The 20619-nt window shown below is 66.8% G+C and carries 16 protein-coding genes and 1 pseudogene; 9 read left to right on the top strand and 8 right to left on the bottom strand.

Annotated elements, in window-relative coordinates:
* Positions 1 to 70: 70 nt before the first annotated feature.
* The 5 genes from AC5P56_RS05780 (at position 71) to AC5P56_RS05760 (ending at position 8873) form a co-directional block, all read left to right on the top strand.
* Entirely contained in the window at positions 71 to 2098 is a 2028-nt protein-coding gene (locus tag AC5P56_RS05780) for an alpha/beta hydrolase family protein (protein ID WP_014647914.1), read from the top strand.
* Between the two features lie 172 nt (positions 2099 to 2270).
* The gene (locus AC5P56_RS05775; RefSeq protein WP_032957470.1) at positions 2271 to 4373 is read left to right on the top strand and encodes a M13 family metallopeptidase; all 2103 of its coding nucleotides are present in this window, start codon (positions 2271 to 2273) and stop codon (positions 4371 to 4373) included.
* Positions 4374 to 4588: 215 nt separating this feature from the next.
* The gene (locus tag AC5P56_RS05770; protein ID WP_032957468.1) at positions 4589 to 6595 is read left to right on the top strand and encodes a M13 family metallopeptidase; all 2007 of its coding nucleotides are present in this window, start codon (positions 4589 to 4591) and stop codon (positions 6593 to 6595) included.
* A gap of 123 nt (positions 6596 to 6718) precedes the next feature.
* Complete coding sequence (locus AC5P56_RS05765) at positions 6719 to 7213, top strand: VOC family protein (RefSeq protein WP_049442362.1); 495 nt, start codon at positions 6719 to 6721, stop codon at positions 7211 to 7213.
* Between the two features lie 76 nt (positions 7214 to 7289).
* Positions 7290 to 8873: a phytoene desaturase family protein gene (locus tag AC5P56_RS05760; RefSeq protein ID WP_014647918.1), complete on the top strand. Its 1584-nt coding sequence runs from the start codon at positions 7290 to 7292 to the stop codon at positions 8871 to 8873.
* Positions 8874 to 9013: 140 nt separating this feature from the next.
* Here AC5P56_RS05760 and AC5P56_RS05755 read toward each other — a convergent pair whose 3' ends face one another.
* The 7 genes and pseudogenes from AC5P56_RS05755 to AC5P56_RS05725 form a co-directional block, all read right to left on the bottom strand.
* Positions 9014 to 9685 (bottom strand): rhomboid family intramembrane serine protease, encoded by a 672-nt coding sequence (locus tag AC5P56_RS05755; RefSeq protein ID WP_126411223.1) that lies wholly within the window; start codon positions 9683 to 9685, stop codon positions 9014 to 9016.
* 93 nt (positions 9686 to 9778) lie between these two features.
* Complete coding sequence (locus tag AC5P56_RS05750) at positions 9779 to 10207, bottom strand: MGMT family protein (RefSeq protein ID WP_401730001.1); 429 nt, start codon at positions 10205 to 10207, stop codon at positions 9779 to 9781.
* Positions 10114 to 11034 (bottom strand): DMT family transporter, encoded by a 921-nt coding sequence (locus tag AC5P56_RS05745; RefSeq protein ID WP_134809142.1) that lies wholly within the window; start codon positions 11032 to 11034, stop codon positions 10114 to 10116. Before AC5P56_RS05745 ends, AC5P56_RS05750 begins: the two co-directional genes overlap by 94 nt.
* Positions 11035 to 11194: 160 nt before the next feature.
* Positions 11195 to 12553: a glutathione-disulfide reductase gene (gene gorA, locus AC5P56_RS05740; RefSeq protein ID WP_049442360.1), complete on the bottom strand. Its 1359-nt coding sequence runs from the start codon at positions 12551 to 12553 to the stop codon at positions 11195 to 11197.
* A pseudogene (locus AC5P56_RS05735) lies at positions 12550 to 12711 on the bottom strand (amino acid dehydrogenase); the annotation flags it as partial. The gene gorA and the pseudogene AC5P56_RS05735, both read right to left, overlap by 4 nt.
* Before the next feature lie 26 nt (positions 12712 to 12737).
* A complete protein-coding gene (locus AC5P56_RS05730) occupies positions 12738 to 13982 on the bottom strand; it encodes a DUF418 domain-containing protein (protein WP_288496722.1) in 1245 nt (414 codons plus the stop codon).
* Between the two features lie 99 nt (positions 13983 to 14081).
* Positions 14082 to 14564: an FKBP-type peptidyl-prolyl cis-trans isomerase gene (locus AC5P56_RS05725; protein WP_014647924.1), complete on the bottom strand. Its 483-nt coding sequence runs from the start codon at positions 14562 to 14564 to the stop codon at positions 14082 to 14084.
* A gap of 111 nt (positions 14565 to 14675) precedes the next feature.
* Here AC5P56_RS05725 and AC5P56_RS05720 point away from each other — a divergent pair, with 111 nt between their 5' ends.
* Both AC5P56_RS05720 and AC5P56_RS05715 read left to right on the top strand, forming a co-directional pair.
* On the top strand, positions 14676 to 15215 hold the full coding sequence (locus AC5P56_RS05720) for a C40 family peptidase (RefSeq protein ID WP_026347086.1): 540 nt from the start codon (positions 14676 to 14678) through the stop codon (positions 15213 to 15215).
* Positions 15216 to 15345: 130 nt separating this feature from the next.
* On the top strand, positions 15346 to 16119 hold the full coding sequence (locus AC5P56_RS05715) for a C40 family peptidase (protein WP_005414115.1): 774 nt from the start codon (positions 15346 to 15348) through the stop codon (positions 16117 to 16119).
* 216 nt (positions 16120 to 16335) lie between these two features.
* Here the strand turns inward: AC5P56_RS05715 and AC5P56_RS05710 are convergent, their stop codons facing one another.
* A complete protein-coding gene (locus AC5P56_RS05710; RefSeq protein WP_014647927.1) occupies positions 16336 to 17670 on the bottom strand; it encodes a dicarboxylate/amino acid:cation symporter in 1335 nt (444 codons plus the stop codon).
* A 154-nt stretch (positions 17671 to 17824) separates the two neighbouring features.
* Between AC5P56_RS05710 and AC5P56_RS05705 the strand changes: the two genes are divergently transcribed.
* Positions 17825 to 19531 carry an alkaline phosphatase gene (locus AC5P56_RS05705; RefSeq protein WP_046431863.1) on the top strand — a complete coding sequence of 569 codons (1707 nt, stop codon included), beginning with the start codon at positions 17825 to 17827 and terminating at the stop codon, positions 19529 to 19531.
* Positions 19528 to 20067: a WG repeat-containing protein gene (locus AC5P56_RS05700; protein ID WP_495231487.1), complete on the top strand. Its 540-nt coding sequence runs from the start codon at positions 19528 to 19530 to the stop codon at positions 20065 to 20067. Before AC5P56_RS05705 ends, AC5P56_RS05700 begins: the two co-directional genes overlap by 4 nt.
* Positions 20068 to 20619 lie beyond the last annotated feature (552 nt).

The following is a 20619-nucleotide window of genomic DNA, read 5'->3' as shown; positions in this document are numbered from 1 at the left end:
TTCGGGGCGGCGGTTCCATTTCAGGCACCGGATTCTCCGCAAGCCGGTGCCAACGCATTCCGAGGTTGCAATGAAGCGAGCCCTGCTGCTGGCGGCCCTGGCCAGCCTTTCACCGTTGCTGCACGCCAAGCCTGTGGCGCCCACCATCGAACAGATGGCCGCCTTCCCGGCCATCTCCAGCCTGTCGTTGTCACCAGACGGAAAACACATCGCCGGCCTTCGCGCCGATGGCGAGGAGCGCGTGATCGTGGTTTGGCGGACCGATGCACTGGACAAGCCACCCACGGTGATCGGCGCCAACCGCATGAAGTTCCAGAGCGTGTCGTTCATCAAGAACGGACAGCTGGCCGTCGTGCTGTGGCAACCCTACGACCTGCGCGCCGACCGGGTGACCAAGACCTTCGTCAGCAAGTTCTTCATCACCGACATCGAAGGCAAGCAGTGGAAGGAGCCGATCACGCCGCCGCGCGCCTCCAGTCGCAATGAAGAGCTCGAGCAGGCACTGGCCAACGCCACGGTGCTCGACACCCTGCCCAACGATCCCGACCACATCCTGGTGGTCAACGGTTCGGGCAGCAGTTCCGGTGACGTCTACAAGGTCGACCTGCGCAACTTCACCTCCCAGCGCATCCAGAAGACCGAAGAGCGCGTGGCGGGCTATATCACCGACCTGGACAGTGAACTGCGGGCACGCCTGCGGCAGGACGTCGACGGTACCGGCGCCTACGTCGCCACCGAGTTCCGCTCGCCTGCCAACGGTGCCTGGGAGGAGCATTTCCGCTCCTACGTGAAGAACCGCGACGTCAACCAGGTGATCGGCTTTGCCGATGATCCGAACATCGCGTTCGTACTCAGCAATGTCGGCCGCGACAAATCAATCGTCTACGAGTACGACATCACGGCCCGCAAGCAGAAGGAAGTGCTGTTCGAGCACAAACTGTTCAACGCCGGCTCGATGCTGATCAACCGCCACCGGAGCGGTGCGGTACCCTTCGGCGAGATCATGGGAATCGGCTACGCCGGTCCGCGCGGCGACGACATCCAGTGGACCTCTCCGCGCATGAAGGCCCTGGACCAGGGGCTGCGCCAGGCGCTTGGCATCCGCCAGGAGCCGCTGGCGATGGTCGATACCGCGAACGGCCAGCGCTACACCGCCAACTACGATACAGGCCTGAGCTACCGCATCGTCGACTACACCGCCGATCTTTCCAATGTGCTGGTGGCTACCTCCGGCCCTTCCAACCCGCCCGAGTATCACCTGCTGCACGACGGCAAGCTGACCCTGCTGGCCAAGACCTATCCGCAGATCCAGCCAGCCGCGCTGGGCACCACCCGGCTGGTCTACTACAAGGCACGCGACGGGCTGGACATTCCGGCATTCCTGACCACGCCCAGCACCGAGCTGTGCGGTGCCGGCCCGTGGAAAGCCGTGGTGCATCCGCACGGCGGCCCGTGGGCACGCGATGGCATGGACTTCGACGGCTCGATGTGGGTACCGCTGATGGCATCACGCTGCATGGCGGTCCTGCGCCCCCAGTTCCGCGGCTCGGCCGACTGGGGCCGCAAGCTGTGGATGGCCGGTGATGCCGAATGGGGCCAGAAGATGCAGGACGACAAGGACGATGGCGCGCAGTGGATGATCGACCAGAAGATCGCCCAGCCCGGCCACATCGCCATGTTCGGCTTCTCCTATGGCGGCTACTCGGCGTTCGCGGCTTCGGTGCGTCCCAATGGCCTGTACAAGTGCGCCATCGCCGGTGCCGGCGTTTCGGACATCAAGAAGATCTGGTCGCGCTTCTATACCAACCCGTTCTTCCGCCAGGCCCAGGCGCCGACCGTGGCCGGCCTCAACCCGGTCGACAAGGCCGGTGAAATGAAGATTCCATTGATGGTCTACCACGGTGACCGCGACCGCACGGTGCCGATCGAGCAGTCGGAGTGGTTCGTGAACAAGGCCAGGGGTTCGGGGCAGCCGGTCGAGTTCCACGCCATCGCCGACTACGCGCATGGTCCCGCCTGGACCCGCGCGATCATGGGTGACCAGCTCAGGCTGATCGACGACTACCTGGGCAAGGGCTGCGGCGGCGGCGGCCTGTAAGCCGCACCGCTTCCTGCAAGGGCGCCCACGGGGCGCCCTTGCACGTTCTGGCCCTTGCGCCCGGACATGACCTTCGACACCCTTGCAGGCCAGGCCGGCGGCGTATCGTTCGGCCCACGGCCGTACCTGCGGCTTCTCCCTGACTCACTCGGCCTGGAGGCCAAGAATAGTGATGACGCGCACTCCCAAGATCGTCCTGCTCAGCCTGGCCGTGTCGGCCGTGCTGGCCGGCTGCGGCAAGAACGAAACCCCGGCCAAGGATGCCGCGACCCCCGCCCCGGCCACCGCCGAAGCCACCACCTACAAGCTGGACGACAGCAAGCTGCCGGCCTACAACGCCTTCCAGCCGAGCGACCTGGACACCACCAAGGACGCGTGCACCGCCTTCGGCGACTACGTCAACAGCAAGTGGCTGGCCGCCAATGAAATCCCGGGCGACCGCACCAGCTGGGGCGCGTTCACCATCCTCGACGAGCGTTCGGTGGCCGTGCAGCACCAGCTGGCCGAACAGGTTGCGCAGGTCAAGAACCCGAACCACATCGAGAAGATCGTCGGCGACCTGTGGGCCACCGGCATGGACGAAGCCAAGATCAACGCCCAGGGCATCGAGCCGCTGAAGGCCGACCTGGCTGCGATCGACGGCCTGCAGGACAAGGCGGCCATCGCCAACTACCTGCGCACCAGCGCCGCCAAGGGTGACAACCTCCTGTTCGGCTTCGGCGCTGAAGCCGACTTCAAGAACTCCGGGGTGAACATGGCCTATGCCAGCCAGGGCGGCCTGGGCCTGCCGGATACCACCTACTACACCGATGCCAAGAACGCCGACAAGCTGAAGGCCTATCAGGCGCATGTCGCCAAGGTGCTGGAGCTGTCCGGCGTGGCCGCGGCCGATGCAGCCAAGCAGGCCGAGGACGTGGTCAAGTTCGAAACCCGCCTGGCCAAGGCCTCCAAGTCGCGCGTGGAGCTGTCGCGCAACGTCGAGCTGTACTACAACCCGGTCACCCTGGCCGACGCCGACAAGCTGACCCCGAACTTCAGCTGGACCGAGTTCTTCAAGTCGCAGGGCGTGGCCGCGCCGGAGAAGTTCTCGCTGGCCATGCCGGCCTTCCATGAGGAAGTGAGCAAGTCGCTGGCCGACACCGATCCGTCGGTGTGGCGCGCCTACCTGCGCTTCCACACCGTGGACAGCGCCTCGCCGTACCTGGCCGATGCCTTCGTGCAGGAGAACTACGAGTTCTACGGCAAGACCCTCAACGGCCAGAAGGAGCAGAAGCCGCGCTGGAAGCGTGTGCTGGGCACCATCGAAAACGATGCCGGTGAAGCCTTCGGCCAGCTGTACGTGAAGGTTGCCTTCTCGCCGGAAGCCAAGGCGAAGATGGAAGAACTGGTGAAGAACCTGGCCGCCTCGCTGAAGGACCGCATCCAGGGCCTGAGCTGGATGAGCGAGGAAACCAAGGCCAAGGCCATCGCCAAGTGGGAAACCTTCACCCCGAAGATCGGTTACCCGGACAAGTGGCGCGACTGGTCGGGCCTGCAGACCCAGCGCGACAGCTACCTGGGCAACGTGCGCGCGGCCAACGAGTTCAACTACAAGTTCAACCTGTCCAAGATCGGCAAGCCGGTGGACAAGACCGAGTGGGGCATGACCCCGCAGACCGTCAACGCCTACTACAACCCGCTGCAGAACGAGATCGTGTTCCCGGCCGCCATCCTGCAGCCGCCGTTCTTCGATCCGAAGGCCGACGACGCGCTGAACTACGGCGGCATCGGTGCGGTGATCGGCCATGAGATGACCCACGGTTACGACGACCAGGGCGCACGCTTCGGGCCGACCGGCAACATGGAAGACTGGTGGACCCCGGCCGACAAGAAGAACTTCGAAGGCCTCACCGGCAAGCTGGTCAAGCAGTTCGACCAGTACAAGGTCGACGGCCAGGCAGTGAACGGCCACCTGACCCTGGGCGAGAACATCGCCGACCTGGGCGGCCTGGCCACCGCCTACGACGCCCTGCAGAAGGCCACCGCCGGCAAGGAAGATGCGAAGGTCGACGGCTTCACCCGCGACCAGCGCTTCTTCTTCAACTGGGCCACCGTGTGGCGCACCAAGTACACCCCGGAAAACGCCAAGGTCCGCCTGGCCACCGACCCGCACGCCCCGGCGCAGTTCCGCGCCATGGGTGCGCCGTCGAACCTGCCGACCTTCGCTGCCGCGTTCCAGTGCAAGGCCGGTTCGCCGATGGCCCGCACCGGCGAGCAGCAGGTGGTGATCTGGTAAGCCACGGCTGACGCTGCGGCAGACCTGCAAAGGCCCGGGAATCCCGGGCCTTTGTTTTTCACAGCGCCCGTCATCCACGCATGGCCCAGGCCGTTGGTAGATGCCGGCCCTGGTCGGCGCACGGCCCGGCGGCGCCACCGTGACGCGTGCATGCCGCGCCCATGCACGGCTTGCTATAGTGCGCGCGCCCTCAATCCATCACGGATTCGTTCCACATGCCCAATTTCCGTCCGCTTGCCATCGCCCTGGGCATCAGCCTGGCGACGCTGGTCCCGACCCACGATGCGTTCGCCGCCAAGAAGAAGGCCGCGCGCGCCCCGGCCGTCAGCGCCCAGTGCAGCGACTTCTACGACGCCACCAACGCAGGCTGGCTGAAGGCCAACCCGGTGCCGCAGACCGGTGCCACCACCGCGCTCGGCCAGCTGGTCGAGCGCAGCCGCCAGCAGCAGCGTGAACTGCTCGACGCCGCGATGAAGTCGCCGCAGGGCAACGTGCAGAAGCTGCTGGGCGACTTCTGGGCCAGCGGCCTGGACGAAGCCGCCGTGGAAGCGGACGGCTCCAACCCGATCGCGCCGCTACTGACCCGCATCAACGCCATCAAGAAGGCCAAGGATGTGCCGGCCTCGATCGCCGCGCTGCACCAGGTGGGCATCCCGGTGGCCTTCAACTTCGGCCCGGACGTCGACCTGAAGGCACTGGACCGCCACATCGGTTACTTCATGCAGGGCGGCATGGGCCTGCCGGACCCGGCGTTCTATACCCGCACCGACGCCGATACCGTGGCGCTGATGGGGCGCTACCGCAACTACGTCAAGCAGATCCTGGCGCTGACCGGCACCCCGGCGGCCAGGCTCGATGCCGAATCGCAGGCGGTGATCGCGCTGGAGACCGAGCTGGCGCGCAATGCGCAGTCGCTGGCCGGCATCAACAACCCGTTCAACAACTACGCGCCGATCTCCACCAAGGAGCTCAACAGCCGTTACCGCAACCTGCAGCTGGACGCGTTCCTGAAGGCACAGGGCGTGGACGACGACCTGGTCTCGCTGGCCGACCCGGGCCTGTTCAAGCAGCTCGATGGCATGGTCACCAAGCTCAAGCCGGACCAGTGGAAGGCCTACCTGCGCTGGCGCGTGGGCGACTCGATGGCACCGTACCTGTCCAAGGCCTACCGCGACGCGGAGTTTGAATTCCGTGGCCGCGTGCTGCGTGGCGAAACGCTGCCGCCGCAGCGCTGGGAAGACGTGCTGGAGGCGATCAACGTGGCCGCCGGCCCGATGGTCGGCCGCGAATATGCGGCCCGTTACCTGTCGGCCGAAGACCGTCGCCAGGCGGCGTGGATCGTCGACAAGCTGCGCGAAGTGCAGATCGAGGCGGTCAAGAACAACAGCTGGATGAGCGCCGAAGCCAAGACCGAAGCGCAGGCCAAGCTGGCTGCGCTGAAGATCGAGATCGGCACCCCGTTGCGCGACCTCGACTACAGCGTGCAGCCGATGGGCCGCGGTTCGTTCGGCGGCAACATGCTGATCGCGTCGACCTGGCGCCACCGCGAGGAAATGAAGCGCATCGGCAAGGGCAACGCCGACCGCCGCTGGGACGTGCTGCCGCAGCAGCCGTCGCTGGCCTACGACCTGGCACAGAACCGCCTGATCGTTACCGCGGCGATCCTGCAGGGCCCGGTGTTCAATGCCAAGGCCGACGCCGCCGACAAGTTCGGCAGCTTCGGTGGCCTGGTCGGCCATGAGCTGACCCGTGCGATCGACGCCAAGGGTGCACTGGTCGACGCCAAGGGCGAACTGCGCAGCTGGTGGACCCCGGCCGACAAGACCGCCTGGACCCTGCTTGGCAACCGCGTGGCCGCGCAGTACAGCGCCTACGATTTCCCGGGCGTGAAGGGTGCCAAGGTCAACGGCACGCTCACCCAGGAAGAGAACCTGGCCGACATCGCCGGTCTGGAACTGGCCTGGGCGGCCTATACCGCGCAGGAGCCGAAGGCCAAGCCGGCACAGCAGCAGGGCTTCTTCCGCGCCTGGTCGGCGTTGTGGGCACAGCAGCTGTCGCCGAACGAGGCGGTGCGCCGCCTGACCGCCGACATCCGCGCGCCGGGCCTGTGGCGCAGCAACGGCACGCTGGCCAACCTGCCGGCATTCGGTGCCACCTTCAGCTGCAAGGCCGGCCAGCCGATGCAGCGCAGCGAAGCCGACCAGATCAAGGTCTGGCGCTGAGCCACGCGCACTACCCGTAGTACAGGGGGCGCCTTCGGGCGCCCTTTTTTGCGGGTGCAGCACGATCCCGGGTTAACACCGCGCGTGCTATCGCTGCGGCTTCGTCCATCGCGGAGCCCCGACATGGCACACAAGAACACGATCTGCCTCTGGTACGACAACGGCGCGCTCGAGGCCGCCACCTTCTACGCCAGCATCCTGCCCGACAGCGCGGTGATCGCCGTGCATCGCGCCCCCGGCGACTTTCCGGATGGCAAGGAAGGCAACGTGCTGACGGTCGAGTTCACGGTCTGCGGCATTCCCTGCGTCGGCCTCAACGGCGGCACCGCGTTCAAGCACAGTGAAGCGTTTTCCTTCCAGATCCAGACCGAGGACCAGGCCGAGACCGACCGCCTGTGGGATGCGATCGTCGGCAACGGTGGACAGGAAAGCCAATGCGGCTGGTGCAAGGATCGCTGGGGCATCTCCTGGCAGATCAGCCCGCGCATGTTGATCGAAGCCGTGACCAGCAAGGACAAGGCATTGGCCAAGCGCGCCTTCAACGCGATGATGCCGATGAAGAAGATCGACATCGCCACCATCGAAGCGGCAATCAAAAAAGGGGACGGAGGGGATTAAGTCGTTTCTCCCCATGCCCCGTGTGCAGATGCAGATTGCGACTTAATCCCCTCCGTCCCCTTTTTGCGAGGTGTTGATGTCCTGGGATGCGATCGTCGTTGGTGGCGGCCACAACGGCCTGGTCTGCGCGGCCTATCTGGCGCGCGCTGGAAAGAAGGTGCTGGTGCTGGAACGTCGTGGCGTTCTCGGCGGTGCTGCAGTCACCGAGGAATTCCATCCCGGCTTCCGCAACTCGGTGGCGTCGTACACGGTGTCCCTGCTGCAGCCCAAGGTGATCGACGACCTGCAACTGCATGCGCATGGGCTGCGCATCATCAATCGCCCGGTCAACAACTTCCTGCCGATGGAGGATGGTCGTTACCTGCTGTCGGCACCGGGCCGCACCCAGGCAGAGGTCGCGAAGTTCTCCGAGCGGGATGCGCAGCGGCTACCCGAATACGAAGCGCGCCTGGAGATCTTCGCCGATGTGCTGCGCGCGTGGGCCCTGCGCGCGCCACCGGATGCCGGCGTTGCGGGTGGTTGGCGCGCGTTGCCTGCGCTGTGGCAGATGGGTCGTCTTGGTCGTGAACTGGCCACGCTGGATGCCTCGCTACGGCAGGAGCTGCTGGACCTGTTCACGCTGTCGGCAGCCGAGTATCTGGATCGCTGGTTCGAAAGCGAACCGATCAAGGCGCTGTTCGGCTTCGATGGCATCGTCGGCAACTACGCAAGCCCCTATACACCGGGCAGTGCCTACGTACTGCTGCACCACGTATTCGGCCAGTGCAATGGCGTGAAGGGTGCGTGGGGCCATGCGATCGGCGGCATGGGCGCGATCAGCCAGGCGATTGCAGCCTCGGCACGCGAGGCCGGAGCGGAACTGCGCGTGGAGGCCGGCGTGCAGCGCGTGCGAATCGAACAGGGCCGCGCGGTGGGCGTCGAACTGGCCAACGGCGAGATCCTGCGCGCACGCACGGTGGTCGCCAATGTCAATCCGAAACTGCTGTACGAACAATTGCTGGAACCGGCACAGGTACCCAACGCGACACGCGAACGCATGGCGAACTGGCGCTGCGGTTCCGGCACGTTCCGGATGAACGTGGCGCTGTCGCGGCTGCCGGAGTTCCGCGCCCTGCCCGGGCCCGGCGATCACCTCAGCGCCGGCATCATCATGGCACCCAGCCTGGATTACATGGACCGCGCCTGGCTGGATGCGCGCCGCGACGGTTGGGCGCGCGAACCGATCGTGGAAATGCTGATTCCGAGCACGCTGGACGATTCGCTGGCGCCGCCCGGGCAGCACGTGGCCAGCCTGTTCTGCCAGCATGTGGCGCCGGTGTTGCCTGAAGGCCGCCATTGGGACGATCACCGGGAGACCGTGGCCGACCTGATGATCGCCACCGTCGAACGGCATGCGCCCGGCTTCACCGCCAGCGTGCTCGGTCGGCAGGTGCTGTCGCCGCTGGATCTGGAACGCACCTTCGGCCTGGTCGGCGGCGACATCTTCCACGGCGCACTGAGCGCCAACCAGCTGTTCTCGGCACGGCCGATGGTCGGCCAGGCCGGCTATCGTGGCGCCCTGCCCGGGCTGTACCTGTGCGGTTCGGGCACACACCCCGGCGGCGGCGTCACCGGTGCACCGGGGCACAACGCGGCGCAGGTGGTGTTGCAGGATCTGTAGAGGCGTGCCGACCAACGGTCGGCACCTGCAGCGTCAAATGATCCCATTCAAAGCGTGCCAGCCAGGGTTGGCACCTGCCCGCGTGGGAGAAGGCGTGCCGACCAACGGTCGGCACCTGCAGCGTCAAATGATCCTTCGGATCATTTGACGCTGCGCAGATGGTTCGGGCGCTTCGGTGGGCCGGGCGGGCGGCGCCTGAACGGCGGCTGCCCGCGCCAGTAGCGGATCAGCAACCAGCCGAACAGCATGCCGCCGAGGTGCGCGAAGTGGGCCACGCCCGGCTGCCAGCCGGTCATGCCCAGCACCAGCTCGCCCACACCGAACAGGATCACGAAAGTGCGCGCCTTCATCGGGATCGGCGGGAACAGCAGCATCACCCGCTGGTTCGGGAACAGCATGCCGTAGGCCAGCAGCAGGCCGAACACGCCGCCGGAGGCGCCCAGCACCGTGGCAGGGTTTTCCAGCAGCGTACCCACCAGCAGCTGGCAGACACCGGCACCGGCCACGCACACCAGGTAGTACAGCAGGAAGCGCTTCTCGCCCCAGGTCTGCTCCAGCGGCGCGCCGAACATGAAGACCGCCAGCATGTTGAAGAACAGATGGCCGAAGCTGCCATGCAGGAAACCGTAGGTCAGCAGCTGCCAAGGCTGGAAGTTGCCACCCGGCGAGAACGCGTCGAAGCCCTGCTGCAACGGTTGCAGCATGAACGGCTCGAAGGTCTGCATGCCGAGCAGGAACGGCTGCTGCAGCAGGAACAGGATCGCGTTGGCGATCAGCAGGGCCTTGGTGACGGTTGGCAGTCGCGGGAACATGGGAGCACCGGCATGGAACGGCCTCCATCATAGCCGCAGCATCGTGTCTTGTTGGCGACCCGCAGGTCCGGCCTGTTCAGTCGCCAGCGGTGCTCAGCCCGGGCCCCACACCGCTGCGTCCAGCGCCGCCGCCGGATCGGTCGCCGGCATCCGCACCCGGCCGTTCTCCACCCGCACACCCTCGGCGCGCAACCGTTGTGACTGCTCGCGCCAGCCGGCCGACCCTTCTTCCATGGCAATGCGCCCGTCCGAGCGCAGCACGCGGTGCCAGGGCAGGTCCGGGTCGTCGTTCTGGCCCAGGATGCGTGCGGTCAGGCGTGCACGCCCGGGCAGGCCCGCGCGCATCGCCACCTGGCCGTAGCCCATCACCTGCCCCGCCGGGATTGCGCGGATCACCGCCAGGATGCGCGCACGCGCCTGCTCCGGCGTCAGCGCCGCAGGCGGGTCACCAGCAGAACGCCGATCAGCACCAGCACGGTGCCGGCGATCTGCGCCGGCCCCATCGGTTCGTCGAGCAGCCATAGGCTCATCACGATGGTGGAAACAGGGCCCAGCATACCGACCTGCGCGGCCAGCGACGAACCCACGCGCTGCACCGCCAGCATGATCGCCAGCACCGGCAGCACCGTGCACACGGTGGCATTGACCAACGACAGCCACTGCACCGGCGCCGGTGCCTGCCACAGCAGCGGCAGCGGATGGGTCACCGCGAAATGCAGCAGCACCAGCACGCTGGCCACGCAACTGGCATAGGCGGTCAGCCGCACCGCACCGATGCGCGCGACCACCTGCCCACTGCCGAACAGGTACAGCGCATAGCTGAGGGCACTGCCCAGCACCAGCAGGCTGCCGACGATGATCTGCCCACCCTCGCGATGCAGATCGTGGCCGAAGGCCAGCAGCACGCCGAGGTAGCTCAGCACCAGCGCACCGATCTGCCAGCGGCCCGGCCGCTGGCGCGCCAGCAGCACGTTGATCAGCAGTACCAGGGTCGGGTTCAAGTACAGGATCAGCCGCTCCAGGGTCACGCTGATGTACTGCAGTCCCTGGAAGTCGAGCAGGCTGGACAGGTAGTAGCCGGTGAAGCCCAGCCACAGCACGCGGGCACGGTCGGCCCAGGACAACGGCTCGGCCCGGCGCGCGGCCCACGCTGCCATCAACGCGAACAGGGGCAGCGCCATCAGCATGCGCAGGGCGAGCAGCGTGGTGGCATCGACGCCGTGGCGCAGGCCGAGCTTGACGATGATCGCCTTGCCCGACGCGGCGATGGCGCCGATCGCCGCCAGGCCGATGCCGCCCAGCGCAATGCGTGGGGAAGCAGTGGCGATGCGGGAAGCGGGAGTGGACATCAGGACGACGGCGGGCCGCGCAGAGCGGCCCGGTAAGGCGTGGGGGACGCTCATTGTCGCATGGGGGCGCCCGCTGCCCTGTAGAGCCGAGCCTGCGCTCGGCGTCGCCAGGCCGGGGCGAAAGGCTGCCGAGCAGGGCTCGGCCCCACAACATCCCGGCTCAGCGCATCAGCACCACTTCTTCGGCCGAGGTCGGGTGGATCGCCACGGTGTCGTCGAACTGGGCCTTGGTCGCGCCCATCTTCACCGCCACCGCAAAGCCCTGCAGGATCTCGTCGGCCGCTTCGCCCAGCAGGTGGATGCCTACCACGCGTTCTTCCGGGCCGGCACAGACCATCTTGAACAGGCTGCGCTGGGTACCATTGGCCAGCGCCTGCAGCATCGGGCGGAAGCGGCTGTGGTAGACGCTCACCTGGTCGAAACGCCGGCGCGCTTCTTCCTCGCTCATGCCCACCGCGCCCAGCGGCGGATGCGAGAACACCACGCTGGCCACGTTCTCGTAATCCATTTTGGACTGCGGGCGCCCCCCGAACAGGCGGTCCATCAGCCGCCGCGAAGCGGCCACCGCCACCGGGGTCAGGCCGACCTTGCCGGCGATGTCACCGACCGCGTGCACGCTCGGCACGCGGGTGGTCTGCCACTCGTCCACCTGCACCTGGTCGTGCTCGCCGATGTCGATGCCGAGCGCTTCCAGACCCAGGCCACGGCTGTTGCCGCGGCGGCCGGCAGCGAAGAACACCGCATCGAACACACTGTCGATCGGGCCGTCATGGCCGAACGCCCGCACGCGCTCGCCATCGCGCTGCAGTTCGCGCAGGCGATAGTCGAAATGGATCCGCACGCCCTGCTGTTTCAGGTTCTCGGCCAGCTGATCGGTCAGCTCGTAATCGAAGCGCTCCAGCAGGCGCTTGCCGCGCACCAGCAGGCTCACGCGGCTGCCGAGCGCCTGCAGCAGGCCAGCCAGCTCCACCGCGATGTAACCACCACCGATGATCGCCACCTCGGCCGGCGCCGCACGCAGGTCGAAGAAATCGTCGGAGACCAGGCCCAGCTCCGCGCCGGGAATATCCGGACGCAGTGGATGCGCGCCAGTGGCGATCAGGATGTGTTCGGCGCTGTAGTGCACGCCATCACTGCAGGCCACGGTGTGCGCATCAAGCAGATGGCCACGTGCCGGAATGCGCACCACGCCGGTTTCGTCCAGGCGCTTGTGGTAGCTGGTGTGGATGTTGCTGATGTAGGCCTGGCGATGGATCACCAGTTCCTTCCACGACAGCGCCGGGCGTGCCTCGACATCGAAGCCCATCGCATTGGCCAGGCCGATGCGCTCGTGCAGGTCGGCCGCCAGCCACATCGCCTTCTTCGGCACGCAGCCGACATTGACACAGGTTCCGCCCAGTTCGCCGGGTTCCAGCATTGCCACGCGCTTGCCGTGCTGCGCGGCGCGGATCGCGCCGGCCAGGCCGGCGGAGCCGCCGCCAAGGACGATCAGGTCGTAATCATAGGATGCAGTGCTCATCGGAATCGCTCGGGTCGGTAAGGGGCAGGATCGATCGCTGGCGTGTGGCCGCAGACGAGATCGGCGATCCGCTGGCCGATGCCGGCGCTCATGCTGAGGCCGAGCATGCCATGCCCCGCTGCAGGCCAGACGTGAGGATGCGCGGGCGCGCGGCCGATCGGCACAGCGCGTGCGCGCTCATCGCTCACCCCTGCTTCGTCCTGTGCCGCATCGGTGGCCACTGCCGGTAGGTCATTGCACGCCACAGCCATTCCATCGGACCAAAGCGGAAGCGCGCCAGCCACGCGTGCGAAACAGCCACCTGCACGGCAAACAACAGCAGCGCGAACAGCAGCTGCACGCTGCGCGGCATCATCTCGAACCTGCCCAGGCCGTAGTGGTAGAAGGTCCAGGTACACAGCAGCGACTGGCCAAGATAGTGGGTCAACGCCATGCGCCCCACCGGCGCCAGCCACGCCAGCCGCGTGCGCCAGTGCACGATCCACGCCAGGTAGCCCAGGCACATCGGCAGCCCGCCAACCGTGACCAGGGCCATCGCCGCGGTCACCGGCAGGTTGTAGGCGCCGGGTGCAAGGTAGGGTTTCCAGGCAACCCCCAGCAGCGTGACCAGCAGCCCCAGCGGCAGTGCGATCCAGCGCAGCGACGCGTACAGCCGCGGGAAGCGCTCCGGCGTCGCCAGCGCGCCACTGCCGGCGAACCAGCTGCCGAGCAGGAACATGCCCAGCACTTCCGGGCCGCTGATCAGCAACGCGCCCATCGAGGTGCCGAACTCGCTCAGGCGCTGCACAGTGGCCTGCGCCCAGCTGCCCTGCCCGTACACCTGCCGCTGCAGGTCGATGCTCTGCTGCGCCTCGGCAAGCATGCCCTGCACCTCTTCGGCCGACGCCATCGACACCATCGCACCCACCAGCAGCATCATCGCTACACCGCCGAGGTAGACGATCACGCCCATCCACGGCAGCCAGCTGCGCGGCGCCTCGCGGCAGGCCAGCAACGGCAACGAGACCAGCGCATACATCACCAGGATGTCGCCGGACCAGACCAGCAGTGCATGGCACAGGCCGATCAGCAGCAGGCCGGCGCTGCGGCGCAGGTAGAACGGGGTGAAGTCGCGCCCGGCCACCTCGGCGCGTTGTGCCATCACCGCAAAGCCGGCACCGAACAGCAGCGAGAACAGGGTGAAGAACTTGCCCTGCACGAACACATAGACGAAGGCGTCGGCCCAGTAATCGATGCCCCGCCAGTGCACGTCAATGCCGGTGAAGGCCAGGTCCAGCGGGCCGCTGAAAGCCTCGATGTTCATCAGCAGGATGCCCAGCAGCGCAGCACCACGCAGCACGTCCAGCACGGCGATGCGTTCGCCGGAAGCCACCGGCTGCAGGGAAGGAGAAGCGGCGTTCACGGGGCGTCCGTCAGGCAGGTCCGCCATTATGCCGCCGGCCCGTGCACCATGGATGGCCGCGGCGTGTTCCAGAAACGCAACGGCCCGCCGAAGCGGGCCATTGCTGCCATCACGATCGCGCTGCGATCAGTGCTGGTGACCGCCGTCGCCGTGGACGTGGCCGTGGTCCAGCTCTTCCTTGCCGGCTTCGCGCACGTCGACGATTTCGACGTCGAAGTGCAGGTCCTTGCCAGCCATCGGATGGTTCAGGTCAACGTCGACGACGCTCATGCCGACCTTCTGCACGGTCACCGCACGCGGGCCGAAGTTGGTCTGCAGCACGACCTGCTGGCCCGGCGCCAGCTTGGTATTGCCGAAGTGCTTCTTCGGCACGCGCTGGGACAGGCCCTCACGACGCTCGCCGTAGGCATCGGCCGCCTTGACGTCGACGTTGAAGGTCGCGCCGGCTTCCTTGTCCATCATGGCGTTTTCCAGGCCCGGGATGATGTTGCCGTGACCGATCAGGATCGCCAGCGGCTCGCCGCGGTCCTTGGACGATTCGATCGGCTCCTGGCCGACTTCGGAAACGGTGTAGTGGAAGCGGACAACGCGGTCTTTTTCGATCTTCATGCGCAACTCTGTCTGGATCTGCCGGAGGCAGGCGGGTTGGGGCGGGTTGTCGCCCGGCGGGGACGCCGCCATCATGACGGCCAATCCAAGGTGGCGCATTATCCGGAGATCATGCACATCACGCCAGTTTCGTCCGGCCAGCGCCGGTTTCTCGCCCCGGCCCTGCTGCTGGCCCTGCCCCTGTTGATGACCGCCTGTGGCGGTGGCAAGGCCACCCGCCCGGCCCCGCCCCCGCCCACGGCGAACTGGCCAAAGACCGTGCCGGACAACCCCGAGGCTGCCAACTCGGTGCTGATGCGCGCCATCAGCCTGGTCGGCACGCCCTACCGCTATGGCGGCAACACCCCGGATTCGGGCTTCGACTGCAGCGGCCTGGTCGCTTATGTCTATCGCGAGATGCTGGACCTGCGGCTGCCGCGCACCTCCCGCGACCTGGCGGCGGTGCAGGGCCCGAAGATCGACCCGCAGCGCCTGGCCACCGGCGACCTGGTGTTCTTCGGCAGCCGCGGCAGCGTCACCCACGTCGGTATTTATGTAGGTGAAGGGCGTTTCGTGCATGCGCCGAGCACCGGCGGCACCGTGCGCCTGGACTCGCTCAGCGGTCCCTACTGGAAGGACCACTACACAGGGGCGAAACGCGTCCTTCGCTAAAATGAACAGGCGATATATTCAAAACTGTGACGAACATCACTGTGCAACTAACGAATTACTAACGGAATTTTTAACTTATCCGCGCTTTTACAGGGCATGATGCCCCATCGTTTTTTCCTGTGACCGACGCGTGACGACTGACGACCTGAAAAGCGAAGGCCAGACTTCCGTATCTTCACGTAGTGCCCGCCCGCTGTTGCTTGGCCTGGCACTGTGTCTGACCAGCCTTCCGGCCTGGTCGCAGACTGCTCCGAACCGTTCCGATGTGACCCCGGCCCCGGTGGCCGAGAGCACCGCCCGACCGGCCGCCAAGGCCGAGGCTGCCGCTCCGCAGCGCAGCCGCGTCGATGCCGCCGCCAGTGCCACGCTGGCCGCCCTGCTGCCGCACCTGGCCGCCAACGACACCATTCCGCTGATGGACCGCTCGGCCGTGGTGGCCGGCGACCTCAGCCGCCTGCTCGCCAACTACGACACCAGCAGCGCCGCCAATGGCAGCGTCGTCGGCACCGCCGCCGACAACGGCAAGGTGCAGTCGCTGCTGCGCCGCGCGATGACCCTGCTGGGCACCCCGTACCGTTGGGGTGGCAGCAACCCGGACAGCGGTTTCGACTGCAGCGGCCTGGTCGGTTATGTGTTCCGTTCGGCCCTGGGCATCGAACTTCCGCGCGTCTCGCGCGAGATGGCCCACGATGACAATGCCGAACTGATCAACGACCGCACCGCGCTGGCCGCGGGTGATCTGGTGTTCTTCGGCCGCAAGGGCCGCGTCGACCACGTCGGCATCTACGTCGGCGATGGCCGTTTCCTGCATGCGCCGAGCTCGGGCAAGGACGTCCGCGTGGACACCCTGCTCAGTGGCTACTGGGGCAACAAGTTCATGCAGGCCCGCCGGGTCGACCTCTGACCGGCTGGCGTCACAGCGCCGCCTGATACGCAAAGCAAAGCCGCTGCCCTGCAGCGGCTTTTTTGTTGGGCCCGCGTAATGGTGGGTAGCTGCCGACCTTGGTCGGCACCGCCTCCATCCACGCATGGCGTGGATCTACCACGGCCGGCAGCGCGTCAGCCATCTCCCAAACGAAAGGCCCGCCGGTCAGGGCGGGCCTTTCATCTCCACGCAACCTCAGCTGCGTGGCGGTGTCGGGTCAGGATCGTCCACGCCCACGTTGCTGGACGGATTGTCATACACCGCCTGGTCCAGCAGCCCGGTTTCCTTGGCCACGATCACCGGCACCAGCATCTGGCCGGTCACATTCGTCATCGTGCGCATCATGTCGAGGATGCGGTCGATGGCATACAGATAGCCGATGGTCTCCAGCGGCAGGTTGGCTGCGCTCAGCACCACCGTGGCCATGATCACCGCGGTACCCGGCACGCCGGCCGTACCGAAGCTGCCCAGCACCGAGGCGATCAGCACCACCACGTACTGCTCCGGGGTCAGCGGCACACCGCTGTACTGCGCGATGAACACCGCGCACAGCGCCGGATAGATCGCGCCGCAGCCATCCATCTTGATGCTGGCGCCCAGCGGCACCGCGAATGAACCGTAGTCCTTGTTCACGCCCAGGTTGTGGGTGATCGAACGCAGCGCCACCGGCATCGCGGCGAAGCTGGACGAGCTGACGAAGGCCACCTGCATGCCCGGCGCCGCGCCGCGGAAGAACTTCAGCGGGTTCAGGCCGTGCGCCAGCAGCAGCGCGCTGTAGACCACCACGATGTGCAGGGCGCAGGCCACGTACAGGGCCAGCACGAAATGGCCCAGCGGCAGCAGCTTTTCGAAGCCATAACTGCCGACCAGGCCGGCGATCAGGCCGAAGGTACCGATCGGGGTGACTTCCAGCACGAAGCGGGTCACCTGGATCATGATGTCGCTCATCTGGCCGACCAGCTTGCGCGCCTCGGTCACCTTCTCGCCCAGCTTGACGATGGCAAAGCCCACCAGGCCTGCGAAGAAGATCACCGGCAGGATCGAGCCGCGACCGGCCGCCAGCACAGTCTCACCGGCCGCATTGACCTTGGTACCGATGCCGGACAGCGCGTAGAAGACATTGGCCGGCACCACGTCCAGCAGCACCTGCACCACACTGGGCACTTCGCGCGGCACGTAGTTGCTGGCCATTGTCAGCTGCAGCCCGCCGGCACCGGGCTGCAGCACGGTCCCCACGCCCAGCCCAACGCATACCGCCAGCGCCGCGGTGATCACGAACCAGAGGAAGGTGCGGCCACTGAGCGCGGCGACCGACTTCTGCCCGTGCAGCGACGAGATTGCGTTGATGACCGCGAAGAACACCAGCGGCACGGCGATCATCTTGATCAGGGTGACGTACAGCTCACCGAGCGGGCCGAACCACGTTTCCGCGGCCGGGCCAAGCGCCCAGCCGGCCAGCGCGCCGAGCACGAAGCCACCGACCACGCGCTGCCAGAATGGAATCCGCAGCCAGGCAGAGACCAGCTTCATAGGCAATCCAGAGGGGAAGGAAGGGATGCTGGCACGATAGCCCAAGGCGGCCCGCAGAACGACCGCCCGGCCGGCAAATCAGTGTGTCATCGGCGTGCCTTGCAGGGGCGGGCATAATGAACGTCCCGTTACAGTTTGTGAGATCCCAGCGTCCATGCGCCGTTCCGTCTCCCTGTTGGCCGCCTGCGCCACCACCCTGCTGCTGGGCGCCTGCGCCAGCACCACCCCCGCCTCTGCCCCGGCCGGCCTGAAGGTCGCCGTCGACCCGGTCGCCCATCCGGCCGGCGAGACCCCGCAATGGTGGTACCGCAGTGGCGCCGCCCAGGCCGCCGCCAACGGCGCGATGTCCGGCAAGGCGAAGAACGTCATCCTGTTCCTCGGCGACGGCATGAGCCTGACCACCGTGGCCGCCTCGCGCATCTACGAAGGCCAGCAGAAGGGTGGCTCGGGCGAGGAGAACCTGCTGTCCTGGGAGCGCTTCCCGGCCACGGCGTTCAGCAAGACTTACAACACCGATTCGCAGACGCCGGATTCGGCCGGCACCATGACCGCCATCACCACCGGCGTGAAGACCCACATGGGCGCGATCGGTGTCAGCGCCGGCAGCCGCACCGACTGCGCCGACAGCCTGTCCAAGGGCCTGCTGACCTGGCTGCAGCTGGCCGACAGCGCCGGCCTGGCCACTGGCGTGGTGTCCACCGCGCGCCTGACCCATGCCACCCCCGCCGCCACCTACGCGCACTCGCCCGAGCGCAACTGGGAAAACGACACCGACCTGACTGAAGCGGCCAAGGCTGCAGGCTGCAAGGACATCGCACAGCAGCTGCTGTCGACCTCGCGTTATGGGCGCGGCCCGCTGGTCGCTCTCGGCGGCGGTCGCGGTGAATTCACCACCGTGGAAGAGCGCGATCCGGAATACGACGACAAGGTCGGCCAGCGCCTGGATGGCCGCAGCCTGGTGCAGGAATGGCAGCAGGCGCACCCGCAGGGTGCCTACGTGTGGAACAGCAAGCAGCTGGCGGCGGCCGCCAATGCGCCGGCCATCCTCGGCCTGTTCGAACCGGACCACATGCGCTACGAATACGAGCGCCCGCAGGATCCGGGCGGTGAGCCGAGCCTGGCCGAACTGACGGCTGCAGCGATCAGGAATCTGGCCAGGCACCAGGAAGGCTACGTGCTGATGATCGAAGGCGCGCGCATCGACCACGCCAACCACAGCGGCAACGCCTTCCGTGCACTGACCGAGACCGTGGCGCTGTCCGACGCGGTGCGCGTGGCCAACGAGCTGACCTCGGCCGACGACACCCTGATCATCGTCACCGCCGACCACTCGCATACGCTGAACTTCGTCGGCTACCCGGCACGTGGCAATCCGATCCTGGGCAAGGTGAAGGACAAGGGCGGCGAAGATGGTGCCGGCAAGCTGGACTACGCGCTGGACGGCACCGGCCAGCCGTACACCACGCTGAGCTATGCCAACGGCCCGGGCCATACCGGCAGCAGCAACCAGCAGCCGGCCGGCCCGAAGCGTTACCCGCACAACCCGAGCAGCTTCGAACCGGCCAACGGCCGCCCGAACCTGCGCGAGGTCGACACCGAGCATCCGGACTACATGCAGGAAGCACTGGTGCCGATGAAGTCCGAATCGCACGGTGGTGAGGATGTCGGCATCTGGGCGCGTGGCCCGGGCAGCAAGGCGATCCGCGGCACGCTGGAACAGAACGCGATCTACCACATGATCGTGCAGGCCACCCCGGCCCTGCGCGAGCGCCTGTGCCAGGCCGGCACCTGCGATGACAAGGGCGTGCCGGTGCAGCTGCCGGCACCGACGGCCTTCGAGCGCAAGGCCGAGGCCAAGTGATCGTGCGGCAGGCCCGCCTCGACCGCGGCCGCTTCGCGCGGTCGCTGGTCCTGCTCGGCGTACTGGCCGGTTCCAGCGCGCTGGCGCAGGCGCCGGCCTGCCAGCTGCTGACCGACGAACACGGGTTGTGGCCGCTGCCCAACTGCGAGGTGGTCGATCACCGGCCGAAGATCAGCGCCGATGCGCTGAAGAACCTGAACTACGACGACCACGGCCTGGCCGTGGTGTATGCCGACCAGGGCTTCCACTACGTCGACCGCAAGGGCCGCAGCCTGCCTGTGCTGACCTGGGACAACGGCCCGGAAACACCGCAGGAAGGCCGGCTGCGCGGCCGCGTCGGCAACCGCGTCGGCTACTTCGACCTGACGTTCCGCCAGGTGGTGCCCGGCACCTTCGATTTCGGGTGGCCGTTCCAGGATGGCGTGGCCGAGGTCTGCAACGGCTGTCGGCGCGGCACGCCGGATGCCGATGGCCACACGCCGATGGAAGGCGGGGAGTGGTTCCGCATCGACCGCGCGGGCCGTCGGGTGAAGTAGGTTTTTCGGCAGGGCTGCGCCCTGCACCTGCCGATGCAACGGCAACGGCCGAAGCAACAGCAACAGCAACAGCGTGCATTCCGTGGGATGGCGGGGCGGCCGGCAACCACGGCGGTTGCTGTTGCTCCTGGTAGGTGTCGAGCTTGGTCGACACGATTTTTCTCTCAGATATCGAATTGAATACGGGGTCAGATCCGTTTTCCGCAGGAAAACGGATCTGACCCCAAGAGCCATTCCGACAGTTCGCAGGAAACTGCCAAAGGCGGGATGGGTCCGGTTGCGGGAGTGTCCGCGGCATGGATGCCGCGGCCAAGCCCCCATGGGTGAGGGCGCTTTGCTTGCGAAGCACTGCTTCGCAAGCGCCCGAACGCACAGCCGCCAGCGGCTGGGCCGGCCTGGGGGTTTACGGCGTCTCCCGCAACCGGACCCACCCCGCCCACCCTCAGGAAACCAGCTTCTGCTGTTGCTGTTGCTGTTGCCGTTGCCGTTGCCGTTGCTCTGGATCGTAGCGGGTGCAGGGCGCAGCCCTGCCGAGCAACCCTATACTTGCCG

This window comes from Stenotrophomonas sp. YJH_SMC_131, assembly GCF_059367975.1.
Note: the sequence above shows the minus strand (reverse complement) of the source record. Positions and strands in the feature narration are given on the sequence as shown.